The organism is Sulfurimonas sp., assembly GCF_027056685.1.
Taxonomy (GTDB): Bacteria; Campylobacterota; Campylobacteria; order Campylobacterales; family Sulfurimonadaceae; genus Sulfurimonas.
Map to the genome: position 1 here is coordinate 1 of NZ_JALUKE010000057.1, position 5,149 is coordinate 5,149.

Sequence of the window (5,149 nt, forward strand, 5' to 3'; positions counted from 1 at the left end):
ATAAAGGTATAAATTGAATTTTTAAGATTAGTTGTAAAAAGAATTTATAATTAAGTTTGAGTGGTTGTAGCTAAATTGTAGTAAAAAAGTGTTTTTTGAGTTTTCTTAAAGTGAGAGTTAAAACTCTTGAAATCCCGTATTTAAGGGATGGTGCGGATGAAAGGACTTGAACCTTCACACCTTGCGGCACCAGATCCTAAGTCTGGCGTGTCTACCAATTTCACCACATCCGCGTGGAATAAGTTTTTTATGTCACTTCTGACAAACAATATAAAGTGGTACGCCCTAAAGGATTCGAACCTTTGGCCTATGCCTTAGAAGGGCATTGCTCTATCCAGCTGAGCTAAGGACGCATGCATATCAGACAAAATGGTACGCCCGATAGGATTCGAACCTATAACCCTCGGAGCCGAAATCCGAAACTCTATCCAGTTGAGCCACGGACGCTACTATATTTGTTATATGTTTTTATTTTGTCTTATATTCTAAATTAAATGGGGTGGGATGCGGGATTCGAACCCGTGACCCCCGGCACCACAAACCAGTGCTCTAACCAGCTGAGCTAATCCCACCATGTTATTATGTTTTTAAAATATAAATTTGGAAAATTAAAAGTGGTCGGGGTGAAAGGACTCGAACCTTCGGCCCCCTGGTCCCAAACCAGGTACTCTAACCATACTGAGCTACACCCCGACCTACACATTAAACAAGCAATTACGCTGATTAATGAGGCGAAATTATAGTCAATTAGATTAGAAATGTCAATAGTATTTGCAAATTTCTTTAAAAAAATTCTATTTTTTAGTATAATAGCCTCATTTGAAAGGAAAAATAGTTTATGAAATTAGCAAGGTTTAGTCGGTTAGGGTTTATTTTAGCGGCGGCAGGTTCTGCTGTTGGGCTTGGAAATATTTGGAAATTTCCTTACATTACAGGTGAATATGGTGGTGGTGCATTTGTAATTGTTTATCTTATCACAGTTTTACTCATAGGATTTTCGATTATGATTGCGGAGATGCTCATTGGGTACCTTGGTCGTCGCGATACAGTCTCCTCTTTTGAAGAACTAGCCCCAAAACATAAAAATATTTGGAAATTTGGTGGCTTTCAGGCTCTTGCCGGTCTCTTTATAATGATTTTTTATTCAGTTGTTATTGGTTGGATATTTAATTATATAGTGACATCATTAACATATTTGCCTGCAAGCATGAAAGAGTCTCAGGCTGTTTTCACAACGATGTTACATGCTGACTTTTGGACACAACTTTTTTATAATACACTCTCTTTTGGAGTGATTACTTATGTTGTACATAAAGGTATTAAAAGTGGTATAGAAAAGCTAAATTTTTATTTGATGCCTGCGTTGATGATTATTTTAGCAGGTATGTTTCTCTATGCAACAACACTCGGAGGCTTTTCTAAAGCAGTTCATTTTATGTTTTATCCTGACTTCTCAAAACTTACTTCTCAAGCTTTTGTAGTTGCAGTTGGTCATGCATTTTTTACTTTAAGTCTCGGTATGGGTGCCATTATGACCTATGCCGCTTCGCTTCCTAAAGATGCGAATCTTGTTAAAAGTGCTTTTTGGGTTGTATTTTTAGACACAACTATTGCCATTGTTGCAGGTTTGATGCTTTTTACATTTCTTTACCAATATGGCTCTGCTCCCTCTCAAGGTCCAGGTCTTGTCTTTATCTCCTTGCCTGCTGCGTTTTATCAGATGGGCGTTTTAGGAAATATTTTTGCTGTACTCTTTTTTATAGCACTCGCTTTTGCAGGGCTTACCTCTTCTGTTTCGCTTGTTGAGCCGATGATTCAGTATTTTATAGACCGATTTGCTTGGAGCAGACTTAAATCATCTCTCTCTATGGGATTCTTTTTCTGGTTTTTAGGAATTTTTGCAATTCTTTCAAATATTGATGGTGCAAAAGAGTACCTCACTTGGGGAAGTAAAAATTTCTTTGATTGGATTGACTATTTAACAGCTGCTGTGATGCTTCCAATTGGTGGGCTTATAATGGCAATTTTTGTAGGATTTATTATTCCTGAGTCAGAGGTAGAAAAAGTGATGAAACCACAACTGAAATGGGCATATAAACCATGGTATTTCTCCTTGAGATATATTACGCCACTTGCTATGTTTGTGGTTATGTTGTCACTTATGGGGGTTATTTAGATGGATATTGCAAAAGAGTGTAAAGCACTGCTTGAAAATGAGGGGATAAATTCTCTTTCACAAATTGATTTTGATGTAAATGGTGAGGTGATGAGTATGACTCTTGAGTATATTATAGATACCTATATGCAAGCTTCTAAAGAGTCTCAACTTGTTTTTTTAAGAGCATTGCAAAAAGCTACTGAGTCAAAAGAAGTCGGGATAGAAAAGTTTTTTGAGGGAATGGGACAACTCCTTTTAATGAGTCATCTCTCTGAAAAATTTGAGTAGTGTGGTTTTAAGCCACACTCACTTTAGAACTGAATAAGTCCATCAACTGGACTTGATGCAGTAGCGTAAGGTTTTTTAGGAATACGCCCTGCAAGGTAGCTCATACGACCTGCAATGACTGCGTGTTTCATCGCTTCTGCCATTGCTATGGGGTTGCTTGATTGTGCAATAGCCGTATTTGTAAGTACACCCTCAGCACCGAGTTCCATAGCATAAGCTGCATCACTTGCACATCCAATCCCTGCATCAACAATAACAGGGACATCAACTGCTTCACGAACAAATACTACATTGTAAGGGTTTTGCACACCTAGACCACTTCCAATAGGTGCAGCAAGTGGCATAACAGCATCTGCTCCAGCATCCTCAAGGCGTTTTGCCATAATTGGATCATCCGAAGTGTAAGCCATAATGGTAAAGCCCTCTTTATGTAAAACTTCACACGCTTTAATAGTCTCTAAAACATCAGGATAGAGTGTTTTTTGAGTATCACCGATAACTTCAAGTTTGATAAGGTCGATGCCTGTCGCTTCACGAGTTAAACGAAAAGTAGTGATTGCCTCTTCAGCAGTCACACATCCTGCAGAGTTTGGAAGAAATTTTACATTTGTTCCTGCAAAAGTATCACGAAGATTTTCTTTACTTGGGTCTGTTATGTTCAGACGGCGTACAGCCACAGTTATGAGTTCACTTCCTGAAGCGAGAGTAGCCTCTTTTGTCATTTCAAAAGAGTCATATTTTCCGCTTCCAACGATAAGGCGAGAGCCTAGTTCATATTTTCCGATTTTTAGTGTGTTATTCATATTCTTTCCTAGTTTTTAGTTTGTAAATTATTATTTTTACTCTTTGTGCATAAAAGTAGCGTTTTTAGAGTATATTTTTGAGGCTCAGACCGAAGGGAGGATTTGTCCTCAAAAATATACTCTAAAATAAGCGAACTAAGTCACGAACCCGACTTTCTTGACAGATTTATAGCATAAGAAATCTTATAACTTTCCAATTCCCTCTATTAAATCATTTGGAGTAAGTGAAAAATCAGATAGCGTGTAGTTTTGTGCTAGTTTTGTATGGGCTAGTGAACCATTGATGGCTGCATTTAGCGCTGAGTATCCTTGTGCAAGTAAAGAGCCTATAAGTCCTGCTAAAACATCCCCACTGCCTCCTTTTGCAAGTTTGGAACTGCCATGTGGATTAATAAAAAATGTACCATTATAGGCAATAATCACATTTGCACCTTTGAGTAATAACACTGCGTTTGGATAGGCTTGTGAAAATATTTCTACATAGTGAAAACGCTTTTTTTGTAACTCTTCTACGCTAATGTCGGCAAGTTTTGTAAGTTTTAAAAGTGCCACAAACTCTTTTGGATGGGGTGTGAGTACAATCTCACTGCGTTTAAGAAGTTCTAAAACTATTGGCATATAAAAGAGATCAGCATCAATTATGAGTGGTAAATCATTATGCAAATAGCATTTTAGTTCATCATGGCTAAAACTCTCTCCAAGCCCCATGCCAAGAGCTATGGCTGTGCTGTTTTTTGGTAAAGAGTTTGCATACATAATCTCAAAAGGGATGATGGGCTTTTCATGTGTGATAAGCGTTATAAGTCCTGCTCCTAAACGCAGTGCTGCCTGTGCTGCAAGAACAGAAGCACCACTTTTTTCTCCACTTAAAATAGAGAGATGACCAAAAGAGCCTTTATGCGTGTTTTGTGAACTTCTATGAGGGAGTTGTAAATCTTCATTATCTAAAAGATGCCATGAGGTTTTTGTCTCATATATTTTACGACTAATTCCTAAATCAAGCACCTCTATTTTGCCCGTAAAATCTTTTGCTTCATCTAAAAAGAGAGATTTTTTTAAGGCACCCATTGTGAGCGTTATATCTGCCACAAAGGCTGCGTTTGCACAAACTCCATCTGCTTGTAAGCCACTTGGAATATCGCAGGCTATCTTAAACGCAGTCGCTGCGTTTAGAGTGTTGAGTAGTACTTTGAGTTGTGAGTTAAATTCACCACTAAAGCCACTGCCTACAATGGCATCAACTATAACATCACACTCTGTTAGGCTTGTAATGCTAGGTACTCCAATACTCTTGGCTCTTTTTGCTTGTAACAAAGCCATTTTTGATTTTGGCTCTTTTACAAACAAAAGTGAAACATTATAGCTTTGAAAAAGTAGTCGTCCAAGAGCAATACCATCGGCTCCATTGTTTCCACTCCCTACAGCTATTATGATTTTTGCATCTTTTGAGAAGTTGTTTTTGATGTACTCTGCCATACCATTTGCAGCATGCTCCATCAAAATATCTTCACTCAGATGAAATTTTTCATAACACCTTGCATCAAGTGAAGTAACTTCGTCAAAAATCTTTTGCATCTTTAAAACTCATCTTCCACATATTCATCAATTTTTACCATACTGCTCTGAATATCATTAAAGAGTAGTGTTGGGTGTGCTGTTCTACATTGGTAATAAAATTTATTTTTCTTTAATGTTTTAAGAATGGCAGTATTATAGTAGTTTGCATTTGAGCATTTACCTACAAATAAAAATGAAAAGAGGAGTTTGAGATGCGGATTTTCAAATGTTTCATGTGGTTGTGCCAAAAATGTAAAGCCATATTTTTGAAGATTTACAAAACTTAACATATAGAGTAAAAAGTCTTCAAATTGTGTGTAAAAACCATTTAAGTTTTCAATAT

At 37.3% G+C, this 5,149-nt stretch carries 4 protein-coding genes, 5 tRNA genes and 1 pseudogene; 2 read left to right on the plus strand and 8 right to left on the minus strand.

The features are described 5' to 3' along the window. Positions 1 to 148: 148 nt before the first annotated feature. From MVY38_RS02055 to MVY38_RS02075, 5 genes are all read right to left on the minus strand, one after another. A tRNA-Leu gene (locus tag MVY38_RS02055) sits at positions 149 to 233 on the minus strand. Between the two features lie 43 nt (positions 234 to 276). Beyond that, a tRNA-Arg gene (locus MVY38_RS02060) sits at positions 277 to 353 on the minus strand. A gap of 17 nt (positions 354 to 370) precedes the next feature. Then, positions 371 to 447, minus strand: a tRNA-Arg gene (locus tag MVY38_RS02065). Between the two features lie 48 nt (positions 448 to 495). Beyond that, positions 496 to 572 (minus strand) — tRNA-His (locus MVY38_RS02070). Positions 573 to 615: 43 nt separating this feature from the next. Continuing rightward, a tRNA-Pro gene (locus MVY38_RS02075) sits at positions 616 to 693 on the minus strand. Positions 694 to 838: 145 nt separating this feature from the next. On the opposite strand from MVY38_RS02075, the gene MVY38_RS02080 reads away from it, so the two are divergent. After that, positions 839 to 2,176, plus strand: coding sequence for a sodium-dependent transporter (locus MVY38_RS02080; RefSeq protein WP_297483044.1), 1,338 nt, complete (start codon positions 839 to 841; stop codon positions 2,174 to 2,176). Next, a complete protein-coding gene (locus MVY38_RS02085; protein WP_297483047.1) occupies positions 2,177 to 2,446 on the plus strand; it encodes a hypothetical protein in 270 nt (89 codons plus the stop codon). It abuts the gene before it with no gap. Between the two features lie 23 nt (positions 2,447 to 2,469). Here MVY38_RS02085 and MVY38_RS02090 read toward each other — a convergent pair whose 3' ends face one another. From MVY38_RS02090 to MVY38_RS02100, 3 genes and pseudogenes are all read right to left on the minus strand, one after another. Beyond that, positions 2,470 to 3,249: a thiazole synthase gene (locus MVY38_RS02090; RefSeq protein ID WP_297483049.1), complete on the minus strand. Its 780-nt coding sequence runs from the start codon at positions 3,247 to 3,249 to the stop codon at positions 2,470 to 2,472. A gap of 183 nt (positions 3,250 to 3,432) precedes the next feature. After that, positions 3,433 to 4,824 (minus strand): NAD(P)H-hydrate dehydratase, encoded by a 1,392-nt coding sequence (locus tag MVY38_RS02095; RefSeq protein WP_297483052.1) that lies wholly within the window; start codon positions 4,822 to 4,824, stop codon positions 3,433 to 3,435. Positions 4,825 to 4,826: 2 nt separating this feature from the next. Further along, positions 4,827 to 5,149 (minus strand): annotated as a pseudogene (locus tag MVY38_RS02100) (ATP-binding protein); the annotation flags it as partial.